The sequence below is a fragment of the Pseudomonas sp. BNK-45 genome, assembly GCF_047456255.1.
In the GTDB taxonomy this organism is placed as follows: domain Bacteria; phylum Pseudomonadota; class Gammaproteobacteria; order Pseudomonadales; family Pseudomonadaceae; genus Aquipseudomonas.
This window is the reverse complement of record NZ_CP179909.1, coordinates 3,528,674-3,554,763: the sequence shown is the minus strand read 5'-3', so window position 1 is coordinate 3,554,763 and position 26,090 is coordinate 3,528,674. Positions and strand designations below refer to the sequence as shown.

Genomic DNA, 26,090 nt, shown 5'->3' with positions numbered 1-26,090 from the left:
TGCACATGCCGCCTGCGACCGTGATTGTGTTGGGCGCCGGGATTGTCGGCGCGTCCATTGCCTACCACCTGGCCCGCCAGGGCATGGCGGTGACGGTATTGGAACAGGCCGGCCCCGGCTCCGGCGTCACCGCCCATTCGTTTGCCTGGATCAACCCCCATGGCGCGTTTCCCGCCGCCGCCCGAGCATTGCGCTCCCAGGCCCTGGCGGACTATCGACGGCTGCAGCAGGAACTGCCGGACCTGCAGATCCGCTGGTCCGGCGCCCTGTGCTACGACGCCGCCGAAGGTGCCGCCAGCCCCCTTGAGCCGTTGCCCGGCGGGTCGGCCCAGTGGATCGACCGGGCCCGGATCGCCGAGCTGGAACCCCACCTGCAACCATTGCCGGAGCGGGCCCGCTACGCCCCCGGCGAAGGCAGCCTGGACCCGGTCGCCGCCACCCGCGCCCTGCTGCAAGGCGCCCGTGACCTGGGGGCGCAGGTGTTCGAGCAGAGCCCGGGCCTGGGCCTGTGCGTCGAGAACCGGCGGGTGATCGGGGTCGCAACCGCCACCGGCGTGGTGCGCGCCGAACACCTGGTCCTGGCCACCGGCTGCTGGACCCCGGCCTTGCTCCAACCCCTGGGCATCCACCTGCCGGTACAGGCTTCGCCGTCGATCCTGATCCGTGTCGATGCCCCGCCAGGCCTGGTCAAGACCCTGATTTCCAACAACCAGCTGGAGATCCGCGAAGCGGCCGACGGCAGGCTGTTGCTGGCGGAAGACTACCTCGACGCCGACGGTCCCCGCGGGCCGCAAGCCATCGCGCAGCAGGCCATGGCCAGCCTGCGGCGCGCGTTCCGCGGCGCCGAGAGCATCGCCTTGCGCAGCGTTGAAGTCGGCCAGCGCCCCATGCCCCAGGACCAGTTGCCCATCATTGGCCGCTGTGCGTCCTACCCGGGCCTTTACCTGGCCGTGATGCACGCCGGCGTGACCCTGGCCCCCACCGTGGGGCGCCTGATCGCCCAGGAACTGGCACTGGGGCAAGACTGCGCCGAACTCGCCGGCTGCCGCCCGGCGCGTTTTGCCTGAGGGATCAACCAACGGGCGCCCGATGGCGGCGCGGGGCCCCGGCCATGGGCTGAAAGGCAGCAACTTCAGGGCCCGGCGCCGCCCTAAAGAGTTCGTAAAGAATGCCGCGGCGGCCCCCGTTGTGCCCGGCAAATGCGCTTCAATAACGCTCACGCCAAGCCTGAAACTCCCGGAGCACACCATGAGCAAGCTTGCCCGCTACCTGCAGGTCGAAGACATTCTCCTGGCCGTCAACGTCTCGAACAAACAGCGGTTGTTCGAACAGGTGGGCCGTCATCTTCAGGAGACGCGACAGTTACCGGGCGATGGGGTCACGACCAGTCTGTGGCGCCGGGAGCTGGCCGCCAGTACCGCGATCGGCGATGGCGTGGCGCTGCCCCATGCCCGGCTTGCAGAACTGGACGGCATCCACGCCCTGTACCTGCGGCCGCAGAGCCCCATGGCCTTTGCCGCCCCCGACCATCAGCCGGTGAGCGATATTCTCGTGCTGCTGGTGCCCGCCCCCGCCGATCAGCAGCACCTGGACTTGCTGGCGGACACGGCCCGGCTGTTTTCCAACCCGCGCTTTCGCCAGGCGCTGCTGCGCTGCAAGGAAGCGGTACAGGTCAAGCAGCTGTTCGATCACTGGTAGGGCCAGCGCCGCCGAGCAGGCGCGGGGTCGATGGACACCGGTGGAGATAGCTCCAGGCCACCGATTGCCGCGCCGCACAAGATTTCCTCTATTGGCGGTTAGTCCAGTCATCCATTAACGTTCATGGCACCTCGCGCAGCCTGCTGCGTGAGGGGGATGCCTGTCCTGCGGTTGGCCCGGCAGCCAGATGGTCGTTGAAACCACTCACCGTTCGATCCATTCGAGTGATTATGAAAGAGCGACAGCTGCCGCCCCCATCCCCCGGCGGCCGGCGACCGTGCAGCGGCCGCGCCGGTCGAGAACCCGCCCGACACCCTGCTCTGTTCGCCTTCGCCCTGCGGCCCTTGAGCCTGATCTGCTACGCCTGGCTGGCCGGCTGCGCGGTGGGGCCGGACTTCACTCGCCCCGAACTCGCGGCAGACGCCGGCTACAGCGCCACGCCCCTGCCCGCCACCACCGCCTCGGCGCAGATCGCCAGCGGTGGCGCGGCGCAGCGCTGGGTGGCCGGCATGGACATCCCCGGGCAATGGTGGACGCTGTTTCGCTCCCGGGAGCTCAATGCCCTGGTGGAGGAAGCGCTGCGGGCCAACCCGGATCTGAGCGCCGCCCAGGCCGCCCTGCGCCAGGCCAATGAGCAGTTGTATGCCGAGCAGGCTTCGCTGTTCCCGTCCCTCAGCGCCTCGGCGTCGAAAACCCGGGAAAAAGCCTCCGCCGCCAGCGCCCTGGGCACCGGCGGCGCGGCGGCGGCCGGTGGCTCGCCAGGGCAGATCTTCACCCTCAACTCGGCGTCGTTGACGGTGTCCTACGCGCCGGACGTGTTTGGCGGCAACCGTCGGCAGATCGAGGCCAGCGGCGCTCAGGTGGACTACCAGCGCTACCAGCTTGAAGCCGCCTACCTGACCCTGACCGCCAACCTGGTGAACAGCGCCATCAGCCTGGCCTCGGTGCGCGACCAGATCGCCGCCACCGAAACCGTGATCGGCCTGCAGAGCGATCAGCTCGACCTGCTGCGGGCGCAACGCCGGCTCGGGGCCATCGGCGACAGCGACCTGCTGACCCAGGAAGCGACCCTGGCCCAGACCCGCGCCACCCTGCCAGCGCTGCAGAAGCAATTGGCGCAAACCCGCAACCAGTTGCAGGCCTACCTCGGCCGCCTGCCCAGCCAGGACCGCGGCGAGCAGTTCCAGCTGGCGTCCCTGCACCTGCCCCAGGAACTGCCCCTGAGTCTGCCCTCGGCCCTGGTCGAGCAGCGCCCCGACGTGCGTGCCGCCGAGGCCCAGTTGCATCAGGCCAGCGCCAGTATCGGCGTGGCCATCGCCAATCAGTTGCCGCAGTTCAGCATCACCGGTTCCCTGGGCTCCACGGCGCTGGCCGGCACCCGGCTGTTTTCCTCGGGCACCGGGGTCTGGAGCCTGGCCGGTTCGATCGCCCAGCCGATCTTCGACGCCGGCGCCCTGGAGCATCGCAAGCGCGCCGCGGTGGCCGCCTACGATGAGGCCGCCGCGCGCTATCGCAGCACGGTGATCGCCGCCTTCGAAGATGTGGCCAATGCCCTGCGCGCCCTGGAAGCCGACGCCGAGGCCCTCAAGCAGCAAGTGACTGCCGAGAGCGCCGCGCGCCAGAGCCTGGACCTGGCCCAGGCCCAGTACCGCCTGGGCGCCGTGGGCTACCTGAACCTGCTCACCGCCCAGCAGACCTACCAGAACGCCATTGTCAGCCGGGTCCGGGCCCAGGCCGCCCGCTACAGCGACACCGCCGCGCTGTTTCAGGCCCTGGGTGGCGGCTGGTGGCAACGCCGCGATGTCGATCCCGCCAGCCTCGGCAGCCCCGACCGTTTCGGCTGGCCGTCGCTCAAGGAGATGTATCCGCCGGCCCCTGGGCACGACCGCGACCACGCTCAAGTCGCGCCCGCGGCACCCGCGCCGGCGGCCCCCACCCGACCTGCACCCTTGCCCTAAGTGAGATCCGCCATGGCCGACGTCAATTCCAGCCCCTCCACCGCGCACCCCGCCGCGGCCCCGCAGACGCCGCGCAAGCGCCGCCTGCTGTGGCCCATGCTGATCATGCTGGGTGGGGTGCTGCTGATTGTCGCGGTGATCGGCGGGGTCAAGTTCGTGCAGATTTCCAAGCTGATCGCCCAGGCCAAGGTGCCCCTGCCTCCCGCCGTGGTGACCGCGCTCAAGGCGCAGTACGAAGACTGGCAACCGAGCCTCTCGGCCGTCGGTTCGATGAAGACCGTGCGCGGGGTGGATGTCACCACCGAGGTCGGCGGCATCATTCGCAGCATCGGCTTCAAACCCGGCCAGGAAGTGGCGGCAGGTGACCTGCTGGTGCAATTGAATGCCGACGCCGACATCGCCCAGTTGCGCGCGCTGGAGGCCACGGCCAATCTGGCCGCCACGGTGCTCAAGCGCGACCGGGCACAGTTGGCGGTGAATGCGGTGTCCCAGGCCCAGGTCGAAGCCGACGAGGCGGACCTCAAGGCCAAGCTCGCGGCCGCCGAGCAGCAACGCGCGCTGGTGGCGAAAAAGAGCATCCGCGCGCCCTTCGCCGGCCGTATCGGGATCACCGGGATCAACCTCGGGCAGTACCTCAACCCCGGAGACAAGATCGCCAACCTGCAGACCTTCGACCCCATCTACATCGACTTCAACGTGCCCCAGACCCAGGTGCAGCAGATCGCCCTGGGCCAGAGCGTCACGGTCAGCGCCGACGGCCTGCCCAAGCAGCGCTTCAACGGTCGGGTCAGTTCCATCGACACCCAGTTCGATGCCAATACCCGCAACGTCACGGTGGAGGCCACCGTCGACAACCCCCGGCACAGCCTGGTGCCGGGCATGTTCGCCCGGGCCGTGGTCGCCTCCGGCGGCACCCAGCGCTACCTGACCCTGCCCCAGACCTCGGTCACCTACAACCCTTACGGCACCACGGTGTTCGTCGCCACCCAGAAGAACAACGAGCAAGGCGAGGCGCTGTTCACCGCGCAGCAGACCTTTATCGAAACCGGCCCGACCCGGGGCGACCAGGTGGCGGTGCTGTCCGGCGTCAAGGAAGGCGACCTGGTGATCACCAGCGGCCAGATGAAGCTCAAGAACGGTTCGCCGGTGAAGATCGTCGACCGCGACGCGCCCTTGAACGATCCCTCCCCGACGCCACAAGAACACTAGGGCCCGGCCATGAATTTCACCGACACCTTCATCAAGCGCCCGGTCTGGGCCGTGGTGGTCTCGCTGTTCATCCTGATCCTGGGTCTGCGCTCGATCTTCGAGTTGCCGGTCAACCAGTGGCCGCGCACGGAAAACACCGTGGTGACCATCAGCACCTACTACTACGGCGCGGATGCGGCGACGGTGGCCGGTTTCATCACCCAGCCCCTGGAAGCGGCGATCGCCCAGGCCCAGGGCATCGACTACCTGTCCTCCACCAGCATCACCGGGCTGTCCACCATCACCGCGACCCTGCGCCTGAACTATGACTCGAGCAAGGCGCTGACCGAGATCAACACCCAGGTCAACTCGGTGAAGAACCAGCTGCCGGCCCAGGCCCAGGAGCCGGTGCTGACGGTGGCGGTGGGCCAGACCACCGATGCCATGTACCTGGGGTTCTACAGCGACACCCTGGCCACCAACAACATCACCGATTACCTGGTGCGGGTGGTCAAGCCCAAGCTCGACTCCCTGGAAGGCGTACAGACTGCGGAAATTCTCGGCGGCCGCCAGTTCGCCCTGCGCGCCTGGCTCGATCCCGACAAGCTGGCGGCCCACAACGTCACCGCCCAGGACGTGGCCAGCGCCCTGGCCAACAACAACTACCTGTCCGCCGTGGGCTCGACCAAGGGCCAGATGATCACCGTGGACCTCACCGCCGGCACCGACCTGCACACGGTGGACGAATTCAAGCGCCTGGTGGTCAAGCACAACGGCGACGCCCTGGTCTACCTGGAAGACCTGGGCACCGTCACCCTGGGGGCCGAAAGCTACGACAGCAGCGTGGCCTTCTCCGGCAAGCGTTCGGTGTTCATCGGCATCAAGGCAGCGCCAACGGCCAACATCCTCAATGTCGCCGAGAACGTGCGCAAAGCCTTTCCCGACCTGCAATCGCAATTGCCCGCCGGGGTGCGCGGCGAGATCGTCTACGACTCCACGGCGTTCATCAACACCTCGATCTACGAGGTGGTCAAGACCCTGGTGGAAGCCATGGTCATCGTCTCGGTGGTGATCTACCTGTTCCTCGGTTCGTTCCGCGCGGTGATCGTGCCCCTGGTGGCGATCCCGCTGTCGCTGGTGGGCACCTTCTTCGTCATGTACCTGCTGGGCTACTCCATCAACCTGCTGACCCTGCTGGCCCTGGTGCTGGCCATCGGCCTGGTGGTCGACGACGCGATCATCGTGGTGGAGAACGTCGACCGGCACATCAAGGAGGAAGGCAAGGGAGCGCTGGAGGCCGCGCTGCTGGCGGCCCGGGAGCTGGGCGGCCCGATCGTCGCCATGACCGTGGTGCTGATCGCCGCCTACGTGCCCATCGGCCTGCGCAGCGGCCTGACCGGGGCGCTGTTCAAGGAGTTCTGTTTTTCCCTGGCCGGCGCGGTGACGGTGTCGGCGGTGATCGCCCTGACCCTGTCGCCGATGATGACCTCGCGATTGTTCAAGAACGGCCAGGAAGAAGGCCGCTTCGCCCAGCGCCTGGATCGCGGCTTCGACTGGTTGCGGGGGCACTATCACCGGGTGCTGGCCGCCGGGCTGAACATCTGGCCGGTGCTGGTGACCTTCGGCTTCCTGCTGTTCCTGCTGGTGGCCGCCAGCGGCATGACCGCCAAGAGCGAGCTGTCGCCCACCGAGGACCAGGGCCTGGTGTTCATGCAGATCAAGGGCGCGCCCACCGCTTCGCCGCAGCAGATGGAGCGGATTGCCGACCAGGCGTTCCAGATCGCCAACAAGGAGCCCGAGTACCTGCAGATGTTCCAGCTGACCGGGCTGCCGTCGCTGAACCAGGGACTGGGCGGGGTGTTGCTCAAGTCCTGGGAAGACCGCAGCCGCACCCAGGCGCAGTTGATCCTCGACCTGCAGCAGAAATGGAACCAGGTGCCCGGCGCCGCCATCGCCGCCTTCCCCCTGCCGTCACTGCCGGGGGCCCAGGGCCTGCCGGTGCAGTTCGTGATCACCACCACCGAGTCGGTGGAAAACCTCAACGAAGTGGCCCAGGCGGTGCTGGCCGAAGCCACCAAGCAGCAGCTGTTCTGGTTCTCCGACCTGGACCTCAAGCTCGACAAGCCCCAGGCCAAACTGGTGGTGGACCGGGAAAAGATCGCCGCCCTGGGCATGACCCAGGCCGACGTCGGCGCGGCGCTGTCGGCGGCCCTGGGGGGCAACTACGTGAACTACTTCTCCACCGCCGGGCGCTCCTACCGGGTGATCCCCCAGGTGCTGCAGGTGGACCGCCTGAACCCGCAGCAGATCCTCGACTACTACATCCGCACCCCATCGGGGAGCATGATCCCGGCCAGCACCGTGGCCCATATCGAGACGTCCACGGAACCGGAGTCGATCAACCACTTCCAGCAACTCAACTCGGCCACCCTGTCCGGCGTCAGCGGCCTGTCCCAGGGCGAGCTGCTGGCCAAGCTCAAGGGCATCCTGGAACAGGTGGCGCCTGCGGGCTACTCCAGCGACTACGCCGGCGAATCGCGGCAGTTCATCCAGGAATCCGGAGGCTTCGTCGGCCTGCTGCTGTTCTCGATCCTGATCGTCTACCTGGCCCTGGCGTTCCAGTTCGAGAGCTACCGCGACCCGGTGGTGATCCTGTTCTCGGTGCCGCCGGCGCTGTTCGGCGCCCTGGCCTTCATCACCATGGGCTTTGCCTCGATCAACGTGTACACCCAGGTCGGCCTGGTGACCCTGCTGGGGCTGATCACCAAGCACGGCATCCTCATCGTGCAGTTCGCCAACCAGTTGCAACTGGCCGGCTACAGCAAGCGCGAGGCCATCGAAGAGGCGGCGGCGGTGCGCCTGCGACCGATCCTGATGACCACCGCGGCCATGGTCCTGGGGGTGGTGCCGCTGGTCTGGGCTTCCGGCGCCGGCGCCGCGGGCCGCCACGACATGGGCCTGGTGATCTTCGCCGGGCTGTCCATCGGCACCCTGCTGACCCTGTTCATGGTGCCGGCCATGTACCTGTTCATCGGCACCACCCACTCTGCGGTCGCCCATACGGCACCTGGCCCAGTGACCGGCGAGGACGTTGCACACCGGGCCTGAGCCGGCAGCCGAAGTTGCTGCAGCCTTTTCCGCGCTCCGGGCCACGTAGCAAGGTGCCAAGCCTGGCGGGTTCGACAAAAGAACAAGAGGCCTGTTGTCAGCTCCAGGACCTGCGCCACGTTGAGCAAAGCGGTAAGCGCTTCCGGGCGCCGCCGCGCCAGGCATGGTGCTACTCCTGGCGGACCCTGCCGAAGCGCAGATTGCGCGCCAGGCTGCTGGTCAGCACCGCCCCTTGCTCGGCAAAGCTGAGCACCCCCAGTTCCCCGGCGCTGAAGCGCTCCGCGGTCAGCGGCTGCATCGGGTAGGTGTGCGGGCCGATACGCACGTAGAGCTTGCCTTGCCGGGCATAGACCTTGAGCTGCCCGGGGCTGGTTGTCAGGGCATAGAGGCCGACGTAGGGGCGGATGTCCGCCGGCTTCCAGGCCGGGGCCAGGGCATAGCTCGAAGCCGGGTTGTTGGCCACGATCCGCCCTGGCCCAGCCGCCGCCAGGTAGATCGGCGCGCCGTCGTTGTCTGCCGCCAGCACCCGGTCGCTGCGGCGGAGCAGCGGCAGGACATCGGGGAAGCTTTCCAGGGCCCACTCCTGGCCGCTGCGTTGCAACTGGAGTTGATGACCCGACGCATCCAGGTAGAGGCCGGCCACCAGGGTGTCCAGGGCAGCCTTGGGCACCGCCCTGATGCTGGGCGGCGGCACTGGAATATCACCCGGCGCGGGAGCGCCGGGCGAGCCCAGCAAGGTGTCCAGCAACCGATGAGCGCGCTCCGACGCCTGGCCGTCCTCCAGGTTGCACAAGACCGCCGTGGCGACATCCAGCGTGGGATACCAGGCCACGTCGGTGCTGAAACCGGCCCAGCTGCCGCTGTGGGACAGCTCCTGCAGGCCGCGGTAGCTGCGGTTGACCAGGCCCGCGCCGTAGTGGCCCGGGTCACCGTCGTTGAAGGGCGCGGTCTGGCGCATCTGCTGCACCAATGCCGGACCGGCGACCCGCCCGGTGGACAGGTTGCGCAGCCACAGCATGAGGTCCGCCACAGTGCTGTGCACCTGGCCGTCGCCGGTCTGTTCCCAGCGCGCATCCACCGCCACCAGGGCCTTGCCCTGCTCGTCCAGCTCATGGCCCTGCGCCAGGTTCGGCAACTGCACCGGGTACTGGTCGACGATGCTGGAGCGCTCCATGCCCAGGGGCAGGAAGATGTTCGCCCGCGCGTAGTGCTTCAGCGGCTGGCCGCTGACCCGCTCGACGATGCTCGACAGCAGCAGGTAGCCGCTGTTGCTGTAGCTGAATTCGCTACCGGGCGGGAACATCAAACTGTCCTGGCGCACCAGCAGGTCCAGCGCCTGTTGCTGGGTGAAGCGCTGGGTCAGGGGGATCCCCGCCAGCTCGGCCAGCAGCATGTAGTCCTGCAACCCTGAAGTGTGGTGCAGCAGATGGCGGATCCTGATGCCCTGGGCATAGGCCGGCAGTTCGGGCAGAAAACGCCGGATCGGGTCATCCAGGCTGAGGCGCCCCTGGGCCTCGAGCTGGAGGATCGCGAAGCCGGTGAACTGCTTGGACACCGAGGCCAGGTTGAACAGGGTGTCGGCCTGGATCGGCGCGCCGGTTGCCAGGTTGGCGCGGCCGTAGCCCGCGCTCCAGATCAGCTTGCCGCCACGCATCACCCCGGCGGCGCAACCGGGCTGGTCGGCCGCAATATCCTCGAACACCTTGTGGAACGCCGGGGGCGCGCCGGCATGGGCCAGGGGCAAGGCCCCCAGGGTCGAGATCAGCAAGCAGGTCAGCAGTGCGCGCATGTCGTTCGTCCTTCAGTCGCGTCGGGCCCGGGTGCTCCGGCGGAGCAGGCGCCAGTATCCCCAGCGCCTGCGTTGCAATCTGTGGCGCAGCGGTGATTTTCTGTGAACAAACGTGCAGGGATGTAAAACGCGCCCGGAGCGGTCTGCCGCACTGCTCGGCGCGCCCCGCTAAACGCCGTTCAGCGCAGCAAGCGCCGCAGCCCCGCCTCGAAGGCTCCGTCCAGTTCCGCCCCGGCCTCCCCGGCCAGGGCCAGCGCCAGGGCATGGCCGTGGCTGTAGTCCACCAGCAGGTCGAACAGCACCGGGTCGGTGTCGAAGGCGCGCACTTCCTCGCGCAGGCGCTGGCTGAAGGCCGCCAGGGAGCCGCCGAACAACCGCGGATCACCGAGAATGCACAAGGTCAGCGCCGGGTGACGCCGGACCCGGGCCATATAGGCGCCCAGCAGCGCCTGGATCCGTTGTCCCGGCGGCAACGACGCTGCCGGCTCGGGCAAGGGCTCTGCGTGCACCCGCTCCACCAGCAGGCGCATCAGGTTGTGCTGGTCGCCAACGTGGTAGGCCACCGACATCGGGGTAATCCCCAGTTGCCGCGCCAGGGCCCGGCCACCGAAGCCCTGGGGGCCCAGTTCCTCCAGCAATTCCAGACCGACGTCGAGGACCTGTTCCAGGCTCAGCTCGCGACCCGCCGCGGGGCGGCCGCTGCGCTTGGGGCGCTCAGTCATGGGCGACCTCGCCTTCGACCCGGTAGCGAGTGCTGACCAGCCCGTCGGGATAGCGCCGGGAGTCGATGCAACTCAGGCGCAGGTCCTGCGCCAGGGCGCCGAACAGCGGCCGGCCACTGCCGATCAGCAGCGGAACCCGGGTCAGGGTCATTTCATCGATCAGGCCGGCCTGGAGAAAGGCTTGGATCAGTGTGCCGCCATCGATATAGGCGCTCTTCCAGCCCTCGGCCCGCAACTGCGCGACCAGCTCCACAGGCTGCACGGCACTGATGCGCACCCGGCCCTCCAGGCGCTGGGGCACGTCCTGCTGGCCAAGGGTGCGGCTGAGCACCACCACCGGCTTGGCGAACGGCCAGGGGGTAAAACCCAGCACGCTGTCGTAGGTGCCGCGGCCCATGACGATCCCGTCCACCCCGTCCATGAACGCCGCGTAGCCATAGTCCTCGCCGGATTCGCCGCTGGGCAGCCAATCGATGGCGCCATTGTCGCGAGCGATGAAACCGTCCACCGAAGTGGCGATGAATACCTTGCCGAATGCCATGGGCGTTGCCTCCTGAGGGCTTAAACATACAGCGTATGATAAACCGCCGGCGGGGCCGCCTGACAACCCTTCTCAAGCTCGCGGCCGTCAGCCGCCTTCGGCGTAGGCCGCCAGCCCCTGCACCAGCGCGGCAAAGGTCACCGCGCAACGCGGGCTGTCCCGCAGGTCTTCGTGCATGGCCACCCAGGTTTCCAGGCGCGGTGCAAACTCCGCGGCCAGGACACGCACCAGCTGCGGGTCGGCGCTGGCCAGCCGGACCTGGCAGACACCAATGCCGAACCCGGCGCGCAGGGCCGCCAGTTGCGCCAGATCGCTGTCGCTGCGCAGGGCAAAACGACCGCGGGACAGCAGCGGGTACTGCTGTTGCATGCGTCGGATAAAGGCGCTTTCCCGGTCGAAGCCGATCAGCGCATGGCCGTCCAGCTGCTCCTGCGTCTGCGGCGTGCCCTCACGCGCCAGATAATCGCGATGGGCATGCAGGCCCAGTTCGATATCCCCGACACGGCGCACCAGCAACGCTTCCTGGGTCGGGCGAAACATCCGCACTGCGATGTCCGCCTCGCGCTGCAGCAAGTCGTCGGCACGGTTGGACAGCACCAGCTCGACCACCAGTTGGGGATGCTGCTGGCGCAAGCGGGCGAGCATCGGCGGCAACACCTCGACGCCTATGACTTCGCTGGCTGAGATCCGCACACAGCCCTGCACGCCCTGCCCGTGGCTGCTGGCCACCCGGCGCAAGGCCGCCTCCCCCGCCGCCAGCTGCAGCAGGTAGGGCTTGAGTTCCAGCGCCGCTTCGGTGGCGGCGTAACCGTCGAAGGAGCGGATGAACAGCTTCAGGCCCAGGGTGGCCTCAAGCTGGTCGATATGCCGGCCAACCGTGGGCTGGGTCAGGCCCATGGCGCGGCCGGCAGCGGAAAGCGAACCGGTTTCCAGCACCGCGAGAAAGCTGCGGTACCAATCCCAGTGGGGGGTGTTGTCTGTCTGGGTATGCATTTTTTTATAGAGACCATCAAGGAACAGGCAATTTTCATTTAGTCGAGGATTTTGCACCCTGCAAGCACTCGTCAACCAAAAGGAACCTCGCCATGCCAAAAATTGCCCTGTTGGGTGCCGTCGGCGCCATCGGTCAAAGTATCGCCAGCAGCCTGCGCAGCCAGGGACAGGCCTATCGGGTGGTGGGCCGCGATGCGGCCAGCCTGCAACAGGCGTTCGGCGCCGACCCGCTGGCCGAATGCGTAACCTGGAACCCCGAGCAGAGCGCCAGCATCGAAGCCGCAGCCGCCGGTATCGACACCCTGATCTATCTGGTGGGGGTCAACTACTGGCAGTTCGAACTGCACCCGCAACTGATGCGCAAGACCCTGGACGGGGCAATCGCCGCCGGGGTGCGCAAGATCCTGCTGATCGGCACCGTCTATCCCTACGGTCCGGCCCAGAGCAATCCCGTGACCGAAGATCACCCGCGCCGGCCCAACAGCTACAAGGGGCGCATGCGCCTGGCCCAGGAACAGGTGCTGTGGCAGGCCCATGCCGAGGGAAAAATCCAGGCCACGGTGCTGCGCCTGCCGGACTTCTACGGCCCGGGGGTCGATAAAAGCCTGTTGCACGGCGCGTTCCAGGCTGCCGTCCGGGGCGGTACGGCGAACCTGGTGGGCCCCCTTGATCGCCCTCACGAATTCGTCTTCGTGCCCGACGTCGGCCCGGTGGTCTGCCGCTTGATCGAGCAGCCCGACGCCTTCGGCAAGACCTGGCACCTGGGCGGCGCCGGGGTCACCAGCCAGCGCCAACTGCTGGAGCTGATCCGCCAACACGGCGCCGTGCCCTTCAAGCAACGGGTGATCGGCAAGACCCTGCTGCGCCTGCTGGGACTGTTCGACCCCTTGCTGCGGGAGATGGTGGAGATGCACTACCTGCTCAGCTCGCCGCTGATCCTCGACGACTCGGCCCTGCAACGCTTGCTCGGGCCGATCGCCAAGACCCGCTATGCCGACGGCGTGCGCCAGACCCTGGCCGCGGCGATGAATGCACCTCAGAAGGACAAGCGATAACCCAGGTTGGCCGCCCACGGCCGGTCGATGTTCGTGCCTTCACTGGTCTCCAGCTCGGCATACAGCTGGTGGCGGCGGCTCAGCTCGGCGCTGATGCCGGCGCCAGCGTACCAGCCGCCACCGCTGCCATCGGGGCGGCTGGCGATGCCGTTGGTGCGGACCTTGTTCTGCGCCGACAGGTCCTCGACCCAGCCGGCCTTGAGGTAAGGCTGCAAACGCGTGCCATTGTCCAGTTGCAGGTGGCGCCCGGCCCGGGCACCGCTGCGGATCTGGGTCGACAGGCCCTCGCCGGGCTGCACCTGCAGGCCGTTGTCCAGGCGGTAGTTGTCGGAGCGCGCATAGAGCATGGACACCTGCGCCTGGGGTTCGACGAACCAGCGATTGCCCAGGTCGATCTGCTTGCCGGCTTCCACCGACAGGCCCGCGCCCTTGCTGCGTGAATGCCCGGAAACCTTGGCGCCGTCGGTGCCCCACACATCCAGGCGGGTGGACCAGCGGTTCAGGGTCAGCAGGGTGTCGGTGTACCAGCCCGAATCATCCAGGTAAGTGGCGTAGCCGCCCAGGTGGTAACTGTCGAGCTTACCGCTGCCTTCGCGCTTGAAGTCGCGGTCGGTCTGGCTGTAGCCGGCCAGCGCGCCCAGCACAAGGGTGCCGCCGGCGGTGTCGAGCCGGGTATCCAGGCCCAACTGGGTGCCTTGCACCTGCTGGGAAAAATCGCGACCGACGCTGTTGTCCAGCGACTGCTGCTGGCCGAAGCCACGGATCCACAGGCCTTGGCGATCCGCGCCTTCGCGCAGGTCGCCCAGACGCTGTACCAGGGTCGCGCGCTCGGCGTCCCAGGTCGCCCGCAAGGTGGCGATGGCGCTGCTGTTGAGCGCCGCGCTGGCGCCGGTGGACAGGTTGTCCGGCCCTGGCGCCGGCTGGGTCCGGCCGACGTTGACCAGGTTCCAGTTGCCCTGGCTATCGGCCTGCAAGCCGTAGCGATAGGTCCCGGCATCTACCACGCCGCCACGGTTGGCCAGGCTGAACGAACCCGGGCCGCCCGCGCTTTGCACCAGGGTCAGGCTCTGCCCTTCAGCCCCCGGCTCACCGCCGGAGTTGCGCACCAGGATGTCGTTGTGGCCGGTGACCTGGCCGCCGACCTGCAACTGGTCGCCCTGCTGGCGCCCCAGGTCGGTGTTCATGATGTAGCGGCCATCGCCACTCAGATCGCCACTGATGTGCAACTGTTTGAAGGCGCCCGCCAGCCCGGGGTCGGCAAACTCCACCACGCCGTTGTTGCTCAGGCGCGTGAGCTGCGAGTCGCCACGCAGGGTCCAGGCGCTGCTGTCATCCAGGCTCAACTGAGTGTCCCGGCTGCCGCCCCTGATCGCCCCGTCCAGGCTGGAATGGTCGGCCAGGGACAGTTGCAGGCTGCCGCCGTCCACCTGCACGTCACCCACCAGCTGCGACCGGACAGCCTGCAGTTGCACGGCGCCGGCCAGCACCCCATCGGCACGGTCGGTGATCCACAAGGCGATGCCCGGCTCGCCGCCGCTGCGGGCGCTCAGGCTGCTGTCGGTGAAGCGCGTGGTCAGGCCGCCGCCGTTGACCAGGATGCCGGCGCCGTTCTGGGTCTGGATATGGCTGGAGGTGACCTCGACGTTGTTCACCACCCCGGCGCCCGTGGCGTAGCTGACGATGCCGTGGGCGTCGGTTCCGCCGGTCACCAGGGTCGAGCCCTGCAGCCGGGTGGTCGCGTTGTTGCTGATGGCCAGGCCGTGGGCCTGCGCGCCCGAGGTCTGCACGTCGCTGTCGAGCAGTTGCACGCTGGCGCCGCGGCCCGAGGCGAACAGGCCATAGCCCAGATCACCGTGGGTGACGATGCGGCTGTTGCTCAGGCTGATGTTCGCCCCCGACATCCGGGCCAATGCCCCTACGGCGCCACGCCCGCTGGTTTCGATCAGCACGCGGCTGACGTTGAACACCGCGCCGGGGCTGGCAGGGGTGTCCGGCGAGGCGTACAGCGCATGGGAGCTGTTGCCCTGGGTGATGATGGAGCCGCCGTCCATGCTGAACACGCCGCCACGGTTGTCGATGGCCACGGCCTGGGTGCCGCTGGTTTGCAGAATGCTGTTCTTGACGTCGACCCGGGTATTGCTGCCCGGCATCCAGATCGCCGAGCCATAGGCACCCAGAGTGGTGATGTGCACGTTGTCCAGGTCGGCGGCGGACTGGTCGGCGTTGACGTTGATGCCGTAGCCGTTCTGCGAGGTGATCCGGCTGTTGCTGACCACCGCTGTGCCGCCCGGCTTCTGGTACAGGCCGCTCAAGGTGATGCCGTCGCCCTTGGCGTTGATGGTGCCGTTGCTGAAGGTCAGCGAAGCACTGTTGACGCCCACGCCGCGCCCGTTGCTGGCACTGATGTTGACGCCATTGGCGTTGATGGACGACCCCACGCCATCGGCGGACAGCGCCGACGAAGAGCCCTGGTAGTTGATGTCAACCTGCTCCAGTTCGATGCTCGCGCCGTCCTGGGCCTGCACGATCGAGGAAAATCCGCTCGCGGTGCTGCTCAAGGTCAGGTTTGATGCCTTGATCGCCGAGCCCTTGCCAGTGGCCGACAACGCCGAGGCCTGGTTGCCCGAGGTGCTGATGGAGCCCCCGGACAGCTCCGCCTGACCACCGGCAGAGGCCACCACGCCGCGGCTCTGGTTTCCCTGGGTGGTGATGTTCACGTTGTTCAGGACCAAGCGGCTGCCGGCGCCAGCAGACGTGGCGCCAGTGGCGAAATCGGAGCCGCCGGTGGTGATGGTCACATCGGACAACTGGGCCTTGCCACCCGCCTCCACCTGCACGCCCACCACCGAGTTGCTCGGGCCACCCGCGGTGGCGCGGATATCGTAGCCGCTGCCCTGCAACTGATTTTGCGAACCGGTGACGCGCACCGCCGGGCCGCTGCCGGCGTGGTCGACGCGCGCGTCATCCAGCACCCGCGATTCACCTTCGGCGGAAGAAACATCGATGTTTTCATAGTCGGCAGCGGTGGCGAATGGAGCAACAAATGTCATCAACGACAACGCGGAGCTGACCGCGAGACTGATGGTTTTCTTAAGCACAACCATAACTTCCAAGCCTTTGTGTTAGAGCACAAGAGGCAGAAATGGTCGAGCCAATAGGCAAACTAACAAATGAGAATCTTCTTAAACCCCCCGGCATTAAGAATATTCTGAAGATGGGTATGGAAAGTTCTCCTTACCATAGAGCAATGCATACACCAGCCCATTTTCCAGCCCTTACCAGCCACTTTTCCGGGTCCTATATTCCGGTGGTCCTGCTGCGGCTGTTCATGTACAGCCTGCTGTTCTGCATCCTGATCATCGCCGGCTTCGTGATTCAATGGTCACTTAATGAAACACTTTCCAACTATCGCCGGCAGATGAACGCCGCGGCATTTAACGCCCAACAATTCTTCAATCAACGGGAAAGCCTGTTGAAGGCCATTTCTTCCTCGGCGGTACGCACTAGCGATGATCGCCTTAGTTCTTCCACCCGCAACTTTCTGGCAACTAACGAGCAACTGCGGGTATTGCCATTCGGCCGTGCCGAGTCACCGCGCTGGGCGCTGGTGCTCACCGCCCGCGATCTGGTCGAGGTCGACAACACCCACAGCCAACTGCTCTACCTGGCCCCGGAACAGGGTCTGGTCAGCACCCTCTACGAGCCGCCGGGCAGCCAACCCACCCCGCCATCCGACAACGCCAGCGCCGCCCCCTGGCTCAAGCAGCTTGACCAGCGCGCCGCGCAGAACCTGCTGACCCTGCACCCGGGGGCGCGCACCTTGTGGTACTGGGCCGGTGCCGACGGCAACAAGCAGGTGTACCTGCTGCGCCCGGTGGACGAGCATCACGCCAGCGAGGGCTGGCTCGGCCTGGAACTCACCGAGATCGACCTGGCGCTCGACCCGCTGGGCCTGCACCAGGGCAAATACCTGCTCTATGACGCCGAAGGCGCGCTGGTGCTGCACAGCGCCAACTGGCAAGTGCCCGGCAGCCTGGCGCGCCTGCAAGCCGACGAAGACTCCTTCGGCCTGCACCGCCTGGGCGGGCTGCCCGACTACATCGTGCTCAACAAATCCGTGGGCAACGCCGGCTGGCGCCTGGTGTACTACGCGCCGGTCAGCCAACTGCTGCAAGACAGTTCCGGCCCGCTGTACAGCACCCTGCTGGTGACCTTACTGCTGTTCGCGGCGATCTTTCTCGGCGCTCGCTATATCCGCCTGCGCCTGGTGGAACCGGCGATGCGCCACTACAGCGCCCTGGCGGACAGCGTCTCGCTCAACCGGCGCTTCATCGAGGTCGCGCCGGTGGGCCTGTGCCTGATGCGCCGCGACAATGGCCGGCTGATCCTCTGCAACGAGTCCGGACGGCGCTGGCTGACCTCGGTCCCCGGCTTGTGCGAGCGGATTCTCGGCGAGCCGCATAGCCGCGTGCACGCCATCGACCATGCCTTGGAGGATGGCACGTTCATCCAACTGACCTGCGCACCCACCGGCTACAACGGCGTGGCGGCGGTGCTGTGCTGCATCAGCGACGTCACCGACTTCAAGGTGGCCGAGCAGTCGCTGCTGCAGGCCAAGCTGCTGTCGGACCAGGCCAACCGCGAGAAAACCCTGTTCCTCAGTACCTTGAGCCACGAGATCCGCACCCCTATGTACGGCATCCTCGGCTCCCTGGAAATGCTCCGTACCACCGCCCTCAGCACCCAGCAGGGCGACTACCTGGAAGCCACCCAACAAGCCTCCTCGGCGTTGATGCGGACCATTAACGATACCCTCGACCTGTCGCTGATCGAGTCCGGCCGGCTGAGCCTGAACCACGCACCGTTCTCTGCGATCCGGCTGGTGGAGGAAGTGGCCTTCAGTTACTCGGCCCGGGCCCGCAGCAAAGGCCTGCGCCTGTACGTGACCCTGGACCCGAATGTTGCCGAGCAGGTGCTCGGCGACGGCGAGCGCATTCGCCAGATCCTCAACAACCTGGTGAGCAACGCCATCAAGTTCACCGAATCCGGCCATGTGGTGCTGCGCCTGCATGCCGAAGCACCGGCGGGCCAGGCTCCGCGCCTGCGTTTCCAGGTGGTGGACAGCGGCCCGGGAATCGCTCCGGAGTTCCAGGCCAACCTGTTCGAGCCCTATTACCGCGTCCCCAACTGGCTGGGCCAGAAGACCTCAGGCACCGGGCTCGGCCTGGCCATCTGCCAACGGCTGGCGTGCATGATGCAGGGTCAGTTGACCGCCATCAGCGAGCCGGGGCTGGGCTCCAGTTTCAGTTTCAGCCTGGCCCTGGAGCCCTGCAACGCGGCACCGGCGCCGGACCTGCTGCGCCTGGGGGTAACCCCGGTGTATGTGCGCGGTGATGTCCAGGAAGTGAACCTCAACCTCTGCCACTGGTTACGCCGCTGGGGCGCGCTGGCGACCCCCTATGTCGCCGAGCGCGACCCGCCGTCCCGCAAGGCGGTGCTGGTCGAGGCCTTTCTCGGCCCATCGCGGCCGGTGGCCTGGAGTGGCCCGCGAGTGATCATGCACGCGCCCGGCATGGGCCCGCCGCAGCGCCAGGCCAGCGACAGCTGGATCGCCCGCACCTTCAGCCTCGACAGCCTGCGCAATGCCGTGGCCCAGGCCCAGTCCGGCATCGTCGCCGAGCGCCGCTTCGCCTCCCCCGAGGCCCTGGCTCCGAGCCTGGACCTCAAGCTGCTGGCGGTGGACGACAGCCCGTTGTCGCTGCAGGTGATCTTTCAGCAGGGCCGCTACCTGGGCAACCACATGGTGGCCTGTGCCAGTGCCATCGACGCCCTGAAACGCGATGACCTGCTGTCCTTCGACGGGGTGCTGACCGACCTGCAGATGGAGCACATGGACGGCCTGGCGTTTGCCCGCACCCTGCGCGAGCGCGGGTTCTGCGGCCCCATCATCGGCATCACCGGTGAACTGTCACCGGTGCTGCGCAGCCGCTGCGAAGCGGCCGGGATCCGCCAACTGCTCCTCAAGCCGGTCCCCCTGGACGCCTTGAGCGAGGTACTGCAATCCATCAAGAGGAAAGTCATGTGAGCTTGCCCAAAACCCTGCGCGTCCTGGTGCTGGACGACCACCCGATACACTGCATGCAGGCCCGGCAACTGCTGCAGCAGGCAGGGTTCGGCCCGGTGGACAGCGCCCTGGACGCGCGCCAGGCCCTGGCCATGCTGCACCGCCAGGTCTATGACCTGGTGCTGGTGGACCTGCACATGCCGGAAATGGATGGGGTGCAGTTCATCCACGCCCTGACCGGCGTCGAGCAAGTGCCGATCCTGGCGATCGTTTCCTCCTGCTCGCGACGGCTGATGAACAGCGTCAGCCTGATGGCCAAGGAGAAAGGCCTGGCGGTGCTCGGGACCTTCCCCAAGCCACTGGAAGCGACCCACGTCGAGCAGATCAGCGCCATCATCGGCAACCACCAAGGCCACGGGGTCGTGCCCCGGCCCGAGCATGCGGCGGTGTTCGACCGCCAGGTGCTGGAGCGGGCCATCGAGCGTCGCGAACTCAAGGCCAGGTTCCAGCCCCGGCGCTCGCTGAGCAGTGGCCGGATCGTCGGCGCCGAGGCCCTGGTGCGCTGGGACAGCCCGTCTTTCGGCCTGCTGATGCCAAACTCGTTCCTGGCCTCGATCAGCCGCTGCCAACTGGACCATCAACTGTTGCTGCTGATGCTCGACGACGCGATCCAGGCGCAGCAGCACTGGCAGCGCCTGGGCTATCGCCTCAAGGTCTCGGTCAACCTGCCCACCGGGCTGCTGGACGACCCCGGCCTGCCGGACCAGTTGCAGCGCCTGACCGTTGCCGCCGGGCTGTCCACCAGCGACCTGTGCTTCGAGCTGCTGGAGACCGAACGGCCGCTGTCCCCAGGCCAGTACCACATGGGCGCCAGCCGCCTGCGCCTGAAAGGTTTCGGCCTGGCTCAGGATGACTTCGGCATGGGCTACAGTTCGATGTACGCGCTGATTTCCACACCATTCACCGAGATGAAAATCGATCGCCACTTCGTCCATGGCGCCGCCGCCGATGACGCCCGTGCCGCGGCCCTGGTAGCGGCGGTGCAACTGGGCCGGCAGTTAGGCCTGGAAGTGGTGGCCGAAGGCGTAGAATCGGCCCGCGACCTGGAGTTCTTGCGCTTGATTGGCTGCGATAGCGCCCAGGGCTATCTTATTTCGGCGGCATTGGAGCTGGACGCTTTTACACAATTGCTGGGATGCAGTGTCACACCCCTTCTTTCTTCACCCACCCGGCCCGTCTCTCCACATCCATGCCAGACATCCCGCTACGACGCATTGCACAAAACTTCCGACGACTGAATCTGGTTCTGTTCGTCATCCTGCCCTTGCTGCTGATCATGGGGGGCGCCCTGTTCTGGGGTGGCCAACGGATCATTCGCCAGGAGCAGGAACGGATCGCCGTGGACTTCAAACTGCTGACCCGCTACATGGGCGAGCAGAAAGCCCTGCTCGAACGCCTGAAGAACGAGCCGTTCGGCGACGACGACCCGCAGAGCACGGCGCGCATCTTTCGCCTGATGGACGAGCAGCAGGCGCTCGGCGCGACCCTGTTCCAGGGCAGCCCGTCGCCTGTGGAAACCCCCTTCACCCTGGTCTGCGAGGACATGCTCCATTGCCCCCTGGATAGCGCCCGGGCCGCAAGCTTCGGCCGCTACCTGGCGGACCTCTACTCCAGCTTCTGGGTCCGCTCCAGCTACCCGGCCTCGGCCTTGCTGGTGGTGGATGCCGGTACCGGCAGCAGTTTTACCGTGCCGACCGTCGGCGCGCACCAGCCGTCTCTGTCCGCCGCCCAGGTCATGGCCAGCATCCAGGCCATCCGCAACAGCGCCCGCGGCGGCGGCAACGATGAGGTTCGCTGGATCCGCCTGCCGGGGTTTGCCGGCCACCTGCTGGCCTTCAAAGCACTGCGCAACCCGCGCTTCAGCAACGGCGCCACCGACACCGGCACCTACGCCGCCACCCTGAGCTACCGCCAGCGCATCGATGTCTTTTCCCGGCCAAGGCAACCGACCTTCTATGACGCCTTCTGGCTGGAAAGCCCGCACGATGGCCTGCTGCTGGGGGAACGCCCGCAACCGGCGGACATGGACCGGGCGGTCAACCTGCGCAGCGACGGCCTGGTCTTTCGCGTCAGTGACGACAGTGCCACCTGGACCGGCTACTACCTGCTGAGCTACCGGACCCTGTTCCTCGGCCATTCCTGGCCCCTGGCGGGGATCCTCCTGCTGCTGGTGCTCAGCCCCGTGGCCGGCCGCGCCTACGCACGCTGGTATCAGCGCCGGGTCATCGTGCCGGCGCAGCGGGCCCACAGCGAGCTGGTGGAAAGCGACCAGTTCAACCGGACCTTGCTGGAAACCACCCCGGTGGCGCTGTGCGTGTTGCGCCGCGAGCGCAGCCTGATTGTCTTCGCCAACACCCTGGCGCTGAAGTGGTTCGACACCCAGGTCGGCCAGAGCCTGCAGGACAGCGGCTTGGAACCGGGGCTGCTGGAGCAGATCAGCCAGGCCAGGGAACCGGGGGAGATCGAGAACTATCAGAGCCACGATGGCCGCTCGTTCTACATCGCCTACGCACCGACCCGTTACCGCAACCAGGACGTGCTGGTCTGCGCCTTCGCCGACCTCAGCGTGCGGGCCCAGATGGAACAGCAACTGACCCAGGCAAAACAGGCGGCCGACAAGGCCAACGGCGCCAAGTCGGTGTTTCTGGCGACCATGAGCCATGAAATCCGCACGCCGCTGTACGGCGTGCTCGGTTCGCTGGAACTGATGGGGCTCACCGACCTGGACCGCGAGCAACGCCAGTTGCTCGAACGCATCCAGGTGTCCTCGGGCCTGTTGCTGCAGATCATCAGTGACATCCTCGACATCACCCGCATCGAATCCGGCCAACTGTCCCTCGGCGATCAGCCGTTCGACCCCAGGGCGCTGGTGCAGCGCTGTACCGCGGCGTTTGTCGACGCGGCCCGCAACAAGGGCCTGCTGCTGTTTGCCTCGGTCGACCCGGCGCTGCCGCCGTTGCTGGGCGACCCCGGGCGGATCAGCCAGATCCTCACCAACCTGATCAGCAATGCGGTCAAGTTCACCCATTCCGGGCATGTGATCGTACGGGCCCGCAGCGAGCCCGGCAGCCAGGGCCGGGTGCGCTTGTCACTGCAGGTAGTGGACACCGGGATCGGCATCGGCCAGGAGGAACAGCAGCAGCTGTTCATCCCCTTCTATCAGATCGACGCCCACTCCCACACGGTGCACGGCGCCGGGCTGGGCCTGTCGATCTGCGCCCGACTGGCGGCACTGATGGGCAGCCAGATCCACCTCACCAGCGAGCTGGGCCTGGGCAGCAGCTTCACCATGAGCCTGGAACTGCCGGTGGCGGACGAGGTGCCCGACGCGCCTGTGCCGGACCTCGGCGGCACGCAGATCCATGTCCACAGTCCGCACCACGAGCTGACCGACAACCTGTGCCTGTGGCTGCAAAAATGGGGCGCCCAGGCCAGCCCCCTGGACGCCGCGGCCGCCACGCCCCACGGCGAGGGCATCCTCCTGCGCCTGCTGGACAACGGCCCGCAAGCGCCGTCGCCGGCCACAGGCCTGCTGCGGATTGACCTCGGCGGGCAGCACCAGGCCCCGGGCACGAGCCTGGCCGAGGCCTGTGATTTCATGGCCATCGGCCGTTTGATCGAACGCCGCCTGGGGCGCGCACCGGAGCCCAGCGAGCCGTCGCCGAGTGACCTGAGCGGCTTGCCGGCCCTGGGCTTGAACGTGCTGGTGGCCGAGGACAACCCGATCAACCAGGCGACCCTGAGCCATCAGCTGCAGCAACTGGGCTGTCGCAACACCCTGGCCGCCGACGGCGCCGAAGCCCTCGACCTGTGGCGGGTGGGCGACTACGACCTGCTGCTGACCGACGTCAACATGCCACGCATGAACGGCTATGAGCTGACCTGCATCCTGCGGGCCTCGGGGGATGACCGGCCGATCATCGGCATCACCGCCAACGCCATGTGCGATGAAGAAGCCCGTTGCCAGGCCGCCGGCATGGACACTTGGCTGGTCAAGCCGGTGCCCCTGCAGACCCTGCGGGCCAGCCTGGCGCGGCTCACCCAGGTGGCCCCCGAGGACGATCAGGACCCGCTACCCGACGCACCGACGCCCCCGGATAGCGGCAGCCTGCCGCCCAACCTGCGACAGATTTTCACCCACACCATGAAGCTCGACCTCGAACACCTGCGCCGGGCCCTTGATCAACACGACTACGAACGCATCTTCCACCTGCTGCACCGGATTCGCGGGTCGCTGGCGGTCGCCGGCTACGAGCCCCTGATCCAACAGTTGGAAGCCTTGGGCCAGAGCCTGCGCGAAGCCGGTTTGACGGCCACCACGCGCACGAATAGCCTGACACTGTTGCACGCCTTGCAGGACATCAGCCAGCCCGACTAACCTCTCGCAGCCCCCGTATCCCTGCGCATCTCCTTTGACGAAAATGGATCGTGTCCACCATGAAAAAAATCCGAGTTGCCCTGGCTGACGATCATCCCCTGGTGCTCGCTGCCGTCAGCGACCTGTTGCACAAGACCGGTACATATGAAGTCGTGGCCGCCGTCACCACCCCGAGCGCGCTGGTCCAGCAACTGGCGGACGACCCGCGGATCGATGTGGTGATCACCGATTACTTCATGGAGGGCGACGAGAAGTTCGGCGACGGCATTCGCCTGGTGACCTACCTGATCCGCCACTTTCCCAGGGTCCAGGTGCTAGTGCTGACCATGATGTCCAACCCGATGATCGTGGCCGCGCTGTATGACATCGGCGTGCGCTCGGTGCTGCTCAAGCGCCACGACATGAGCGAACTGCTCAGTGCCCTGGAAAACGTCCGGCTGGGACGCATCCACCACCCGCCGAGCCTGGTGCCGAACGAATTCCACAGCAGCCCGGTGCGCTCCATGGCCGACGGCCTGAGCAGCCTCACGCCCAAGGAATACGAGGTGCTGCGGCACTTCGTACGCGGTGAGTCGATGATGCAGATTGCCGCCAACCTCAAGCGCAGCGTGAAGACCGTCAGCGCGCAGAAGATCTCGGCGATCCGCAAGCTCAACCTCGACAGCGACCAGGCGCTGGTCGCCTTCTGCCTGGAGTCCGGCGAGTTCCAGTAGGCGCTAGGGCTTGGACAACGACAGCCAGTGGCGTCGCTGCACCGGAGCAACGTCGCACTCGGCGCGCACATGGCTGTACAGATGGAGCTTCATGGCCCCACAGGGGTAATCACCTGGGAAATCACTGCCCTACCTGGGCAGCGGCTGGGAAATCGCCAGGCGGCTGGTGGCCTTGACCTCGCGCAGCGCCAGGCTCGACTGGATCGAGGCGATGCCCGGCTGGCGCCTGAGCACGTGTTCGACAAAGTCGCTGTAGCTGTCCAGGTCCTGGGCCAGCACTTGCAGCAGGTAGTCGGCATCGCCGGTGATCTTGTGGCAGGCCTGGACCTCGGGCAGACGCATGATCACCTTCTCGAAATCGTCCGGGGTCTGGTCAGAGTGGGTGGCGAAACGCACATGGACGAACGCCAGGATGTCCAGCCCCAGCAGGCGCCGGTCGAGGTTGGCCTGATAGTCCTTGATCACCCCCTCCTCTTCCATGCGCTTGCGCCGGCGCCAGCAGGGGGTAAGGCTCAGGGACAGGCGCTCGCTGAGCTCGGCATTGGAGATGCTCGCGTCCTGCTGCAAGAGGGCGAGGATCGCCAGGTCGGTGTCGTCGAGGGCGACGCGCTTGGGAGTTTTTTTCACTATCAGCCACTCACGGGGAAAATATTACCCAAAATTCTAGTTTCATCCGAAGACAAAGCAAAGAAATCGCCGCCATGCCGGAACAAACTATTTGCACCGGACAACAACAATGGATGCCTTCAGCATGCTTACCGTCTTCAGCGAATCCCACCGCCTGCACCACGGCACCGAATTGAAGGACGGGGTGCTCAAGCCCTCGTTCGAGCAGCCCAGCCGGGCCGATACGGTGCGTGACCGGGTCAGGCACGTGGGGCTTGGCGAGATCATCGGGCCTCGCGCCTTCGACCGCGCCTGCTACGTCGCCGCCCACAGCGAACGCTACGTGGCCTTTCTGGAAAACGCCTGGCACCAGTGGACCGCCACCGGCCGCCGCCACGACGCCCTGCCCCTGGTCTGGCCGGTGCGCGACCTGGCCAACCAGCAGGTGCCGGAGTTCATCGACGGCAAGCTGGGTTTCTTCGCCATGGACGCCGGCTCGCCGATCACCGCCAGCACCTGGGACGCGGCACGCACCAGCGCCGATATCGCCCTCACCGGCCTGGCGCTGATCGACGAAGGCCAGGACAGCGCCTTCGCCCTGTGCCGCCCGCCAGGCCACCACGCCGCGCGGGAATACATGGGCGGCTACTGCTACCTGAACAACGCCGCGATTGCCGCGCAGCAGGCCATCACCCGGGGCGCCGGGCGGGTGGCGGTGCTGGACGTGGACTTTCACCACGGCAATGGCACGCAGAACATTTTCTACGACCGCGGCGACGTGCTGTTCGTCTCGCTGCACGGTGATCCGGCGGTGTCCTATCCCTACTTTTCCGGGTTCGCCTCGGAGCGCGGCAGCGGTGCCGGCGAAGGCTGCAACCTGAACATTCCCCTGCCCCGGGGCACCACCTGGCAGCGCTACCGCGAAGCCCTGGTGCAAGCCTGTGCCCGGCTGCGCGCCTTCAGCCCGGAGCTGCTGGTGGTGTCGCTGGGGGTGGACACCTTCAAGGACGACCCCATCAGCCACTTCCTCCTGGAGAGCGAGGACTTCCTGGACATGGGCCAGGTCATCGCCAGCGTGGGCACGCCGACGCTGTTCGTCATGGAGGGCGGCTACATGGTCGACGAGATCGGCATCAACGCCGTCAACGTGCTGCACGGCCACGCCAACCGCTAGTGCGTCCGGGCTTCTCCAGACAGCCCTCAACCTACTGACCGAA

At 66.8% G+C, this 26,090-nt stretch carries 17 protein-coding genes; 11 read left to right on the top strand and 6 right to left on the bottom strand.

Annotated elements, in window-relative coordinates:
* Positions 1 to 5: 5 nt before the first annotated feature.
* From ACMGG8_RS16485 to ACMGG8_RS16465, 5 genes are all read left to right on the top strand, one after another.
* The gene (locus tag ACMGG8_RS16485) at positions 6 to 1,067 is read left to right on the top strand and encodes an NAD(P)/FAD-dependent oxidoreductase (RefSeq protein ID WP_414157931.1); all 1,062 of its coding nucleotides are present in this window, start codon (positions 6 to 8) and stop codon (positions 1,065 to 1,067) included.
* A gap of 181 nt (positions 1,068 to 1,248) precedes the next feature.
* Positions 1,249 to 1,698: a PTS sugar transporter subunit IIA gene (locus ACMGG8_RS16480; protein ID WP_060839925.1), complete on the top strand. Its 450-nt coding sequence runs from the start codon at positions 1,249 to 1,251 to the stop codon at positions 1,696 to 1,698.
* 230 nt (positions 1,699 to 1,928) lie between these two features.
* Positions 1,929 to 3,656, top strand: a complete 1,728-nt coding sequence (locus ACMGG8_RS16475; protein ID WP_414157930.1) for an efflux transporter outer membrane subunit — start codon at positions 1,929 to 1,931, stop codon at positions 3,654 to 3,656.
* Positions 3,657 to 3,668: 12 nt separating this feature from the next.
* Entirely contained in the window at positions 3,669 to 4,865 is a 1,197-nt protein-coding gene (locus tag ACMGG8_RS16470; RefSeq protein ID WP_060839927.1) for an efflux RND transporter periplasmic adaptor subunit, read from the top strand.
* A 9-nt stretch (positions 4,866 to 4,874) separates the two neighbouring features.
* Positions 4,875 to 7,952: an efflux RND transporter permease subunit gene (locus tag ACMGG8_RS16465; protein WP_060839928.1), complete on the top strand. Its 3,078-nt coding sequence runs from the start codon at positions 4,875 to 4,877 to the stop codon at positions 7,950 to 7,952.
* A 169-nt stretch (positions 7,953 to 8,121) separates the two neighbouring features.
* Here the strand turns inward: ACMGG8_RS16465 and ACMGG8_RS16460 are convergent, their stop codons facing one another.
* From ACMGG8_RS16460 to ACMGG8_RS16445, 4 genes are all read right to left on the bottom strand, one after another.
* Positions 8,122 to 9,741: a serine hydrolase domain-containing protein gene (locus ACMGG8_RS16460; protein ID WP_414157929.1), complete on the bottom strand. Its 1,620-nt coding sequence runs from the start codon at positions 9,739 to 9,741 to the stop codon at positions 8,122 to 8,124.
* Between the two features lie 179 nt (positions 9,742 to 9,920).
* The gene (locus ACMGG8_RS16455) at positions 9,921 to 10,463 is read right to left on the bottom strand and encodes a TetR/AcrR family transcriptional regulator (RefSeq protein WP_060839930.1); all 543 of its coding nucleotides are present in this window, start codon (positions 10,461 to 10,463) and stop codon (positions 9,921 to 9,923) included.
* On the bottom strand, positions 10,456 to 11,004 hold the full coding sequence (locus ACMGG8_RS16450) for a dihydrofolate reductase family protein (RefSeq protein ID WP_060839931.1): 549 nt from the start codon (positions 11,002 to 11,004) through the stop codon (positions 10,456 to 10,458). The genes ACMGG8_RS16455 and ACMGG8_RS16450 overlap by 8 nt, the downstream gene beginning before the upstream one ends.
* 87 nt (positions 11,005 to 11,091) lie before the next feature.
* A complete protein-coding gene (locus ACMGG8_RS16445) occupies positions 11,092 to 11,997 on the bottom strand; it encodes a LysR family transcriptional regulator (RefSeq protein WP_060839932.1) in 906 nt (301 codons plus the stop codon).
* Between the two features lie 92 nt (positions 11,998 to 12,089).
* On the opposite strand from ACMGG8_RS16445, the gene ACMGG8_RS16440 reads away from it, so the two are divergent.
* The gene (locus ACMGG8_RS16440; protein WP_060839933.1) at positions 12,090 to 13,052 is read left to right on the top strand and encodes an SDR family oxidoreductase; all 963 of its coding nucleotides are present in this window, start codon (positions 12,090 to 12,092) and stop codon (positions 13,050 to 13,052) included.
* On the opposite strand, the gene ACMGG8_RS16435 is transcribed toward ACMGG8_RS16440, so the two are convergent.
* Positions 13,034 to 16,102, bottom strand: coding sequence for an autotransporter outer membrane beta-barrel domain-containing protein (locus ACMGG8_RS16435; protein ID WP_060841973.1), 3,069 nt, complete (start codon positions 16,100 to 16,102; stop codon positions 13,034 to 13,036). The two genes, ACMGG8_RS16440 and ACMGG8_RS16435, sit on opposite strands and share 19 nt — an antisense overlap.
* Before the next feature lie 197 nt (positions 16,103 to 16,299).
* Here ACMGG8_RS16435 and ACMGG8_RS16430 point away from each other — a divergent pair, with 197 nt between their 5' ends.
* Genes ACMGG8_RS16430 through ACMGG8_RS16415 form a run of 4 tightly spaced genes read left to right on the top strand, consistent with a single transcriptional unit; the run spans position 16,300 to position 24,267 of the window.
* On the top strand, positions 16,300 to 19,137 hold the full coding sequence (locus ACMGG8_RS16430; RefSeq protein ID WP_060839934.1) for an ATP-binding protein: 2,838 nt from the start codon (positions 16,300 to 16,302) through the stop codon (positions 19,135 to 19,137).
* Positions 19,134 to 20,414, top strand: coding sequence for an EAL domain-containing protein (locus tag ACMGG8_RS16425; RefSeq protein ID WP_082729908.1), 1,281 nt, complete (start codon positions 19,134 to 19,136; stop codon positions 20,412 to 20,414). The genes ACMGG8_RS16430 and ACMGG8_RS16425 overlap by 4 nt, the downstream gene beginning before the upstream one ends.
* The gene (locus ACMGG8_RS16420) at positions 20,366 to 23,554 is read left to right on the top strand and encodes a hybrid sensor histidine kinase/response regulator (protein WP_235760003.1); all 3,189 of its coding nucleotides are present in this window, start codon (positions 20,366 to 20,368) and stop codon (positions 23,552 to 23,554) included. Before ACMGG8_RS16425 ends, ACMGG8_RS16420 begins: the two co-directional genes overlap by 49 nt.
* 59 nt (positions 23,555 to 23,613) lie before the next feature.
* Positions 23,614 to 24,267, top strand: coding sequence for a response regulator (locus ACMGG8_RS16415; protein WP_060839935.1), 654 nt, complete (start codon positions 23,614 to 23,616; stop codon positions 24,265 to 24,267).
* A gap of 129 nt (positions 24,268 to 24,396) precedes the next feature.
* Here ACMGG8_RS16415 and ACMGG8_RS16410 read toward each other — a convergent pair whose 3' ends face one another.
* Positions 24,397 to 24,894 carry an Lrp/AsnC family transcriptional regulator gene (locus tag ACMGG8_RS16410; protein WP_060839936.1) on the bottom strand — a complete coding sequence of 166 codons (498 nt, stop codon included), beginning with the start codon at positions 24,892 to 24,894 and terminating at the stop codon, positions 24,397 to 24,399.
* A gap of 124 nt (positions 24,895 to 25,018) precedes the next feature.
* Here ACMGG8_RS16410 and ACMGG8_RS16405 point away from each other — a divergent pair, with 124 nt between their 5' ends.
* Positions 25,019 to 26,047, top strand: a complete 1,029-nt coding sequence (locus ACMGG8_RS16405) for a histone deacetylase family protein (RefSeq protein ID WP_414157928.1) — start codon at positions 25,019 to 25,021, stop codon at positions 26,045 to 26,047.
* Positions 26,048 to 26,090 lie beyond the last annotated feature (43 nt).

Coding starts and splice junctions, on each gene's coding strand:
- ACMGG8_RS16485 (WP_414157931.1), top strand. CDS start 6: ATGCCGCCTGCGACCGTGATTGTGTTGGGCGCCGGGATTGTCGGCGCG.
- ACMGG8_RS16480 (WP_060839925.1), top strand. CDS start 1,249: ATGAGCAAGCTTGCCCGCTACCTGCAGGTCGAAGACATTCTCCTGGCC.
- ACMGG8_RS16475 (WP_414157930.1), top strand. CDS start 1,929: ATGAAAGAGCGACAGCTGCCGCCCCCATCCCCCGGCGGCCGGCGACCG.
- ACMGG8_RS16470 (WP_060839927.1), top strand. CDS start 3,669: ATGGCCGACGTCAATTCCAGCCCCTCCACCGCGCACCCCGCCGCGGCC.
- ACMGG8_RS16465 (WP_060839928.1), top strand. CDS start 4,875: ATGAATTTCACCGACACCTTCATCAAGCGCCCGGTCTGGGCCGTGGTG.
- ACMGG8_RS16460 (WP_414157929.1), bottom strand. CDS start 9,741: ATGCGCGCACTGCTGACCTGCTTGCTGATCTCGACCCTGGGGGCCTTG.
- ACMGG8_RS16455 (WP_060839930.1), bottom strand. CDS start 10,463: ATGACTGAGCGCCCCAAGCGCAGCGGCCGCCCCGCGGCGGGTCGCGAG.
- ACMGG8_RS16450 (WP_060839931.1), bottom strand. CDS start 11,004: ATGGCATTCGGCAAGGTATTCATCGCCACTTCGGTGGACGGTTTCATC.
- ACMGG8_RS16445 (WP_060839932.1), bottom strand. CDS start 11,997: ATGCATACCCAGACAGACAACACCCCCCACTGGGATTGGTACCGCAGC.
- ACMGG8_RS16440 (WP_060839933.1), top strand. CDS start 12,090: ATGCCAAAAATTGCCCTGTTGGGTGCCGTCGGCGCCATCGGTCAAAGT.
- ACMGG8_RS16435 (WP_060841973.1), bottom strand. CDS start 16,102: ATGACATTTGTTGCTCCATTCGCCACCGCTGCCGACTATGAAAACATC.
- ACMGG8_RS16430 (WP_060839934.1), top strand. CDS start 16,300: ATGCATACACCAGCCCATTTTCCAGCCCTTACCAGCCACTTTTCCGGG.
- ACMGG8_RS16420 (WP_235760003.1), top strand. CDS start 20,366: ATGCCAGACATCCCGCTACGACGCATTGCACAAAACTTCCGACGACTG.
- ACMGG8_RS16415 (WP_060839935.1), top strand. CDS start 23,614: ATGAAAAAAATCCGAGTTGCCCTGGCTGACGATCATCCCCTGGTGCTC.
- ACMGG8_RS16405 (WP_414157928.1), top strand. CDS start 25,019: ATGCTTACCGTCTTCAGCGAATCCCACCGCCTGCACCACGGCACCGAA.